This is a genomic window from Streptococcus mitis (assembly GCF_001579035.1).
Taxonomy (GTDB): Bacteria; Bacillota; Bacilli; order Lactobacillales; family Streptococcaceae; genus Streptococcus; species Streptococcus mitis_J.
In genome coordinates, this window is sequence record NZ_KQ970286.1 from 390338 (window position 1) to 391180 (window position 843).

Annotated in this window: 2 protein-coding genes; both read left to right on the forward strand. The window is 41.3% G+C overall.

The window, feature by feature from the left end; translation table 11 throughout:
• A partial coding sequence (locus tag SMIDD26_RS04340) for a TlyA family RNA methyltransferase (protein WP_246746894.1) occupies positions 1 to 528 on the forward strand: 528 nt, incomplete at its 5' end.
• A partial coding sequence (locus SMIDD26_RS04345) for an arginine repressor (protein WP_246746895.1) occupies positions 521 to 843 on the forward strand: 323 nt, incomplete at its 3' end. The genes SMIDD26_RS04340 and SMIDD26_RS04345, both read left to right, overlap by 8 nt.

The following is an 843-nucleotide window of genomic DNA, read 5'->3' on the forward strand; positions in this document are numbered from 1 at the left end:
ACAGACGTCATGCTACAGAATGGTGCTGAACTTGTCTTTGCAGTTGATGTCGGTACCAATCAGTTGGCTTGGAAATTACGCCAAGACCCACGAGTTGTCAGCATGGAGCAGTTCAATTTTCGATATGCTGAAAAGACTGATTTTGAGAGGGAGCCGAGCTTTGCTAGTATTGATGTGAGTTTCATTTCTCTCAGTCTGATTCTTCCGGCCTTGCACCGTGTCTTGGCTAATCAGGGTCAGGTTGTGGCTTTGGTTAAGCCCCAGTTTGAGGCAGGACGTGAGCAGATTGGGAAAAATGGAATCATTCGTGATGCCAAGGTTCATCAGAATGTCCTTGAATCTGTCACAGCTATGGCAGTAGAGGAAGGCTTTTCAGTCCTTGGATTGGACTTTTCTCCCATCCAAGGTGGACATGGAAATATTGAGTTTTTAGCGTATTTGAAAAAAGAAGAGTCAGCAAGCAATCAGGTTCTTGCTGAAATTGAAGAAGTAGTAGAGAGGGCGCATAGTCAATTTAAAAATGAATAAAAAAGAGAGACTTGAAAAAATTAGACGATTTGTGACAGATTATCAAATCGGTACACAAGAAGAAATTGTAGAACATTTGAAAGAGGCAGGCATCACTGCCACTCAGGCAACTGTATCCCGAGATATCAAAGAACTAGGTATTGTCAAAATTCCTTTGAGAGACAACACCTATGTCTACGAATTGCCAAAATCAATCGTGAAAAGTTTGCAACTGGCTGAAGACAATATTGAGTCAGCTGAATTGATGGATAAGATGATCAATCTCCAAGTTATCCCAGGAAATACAGCTTTTGTAAAAGCTCAGTTAATTGAGAC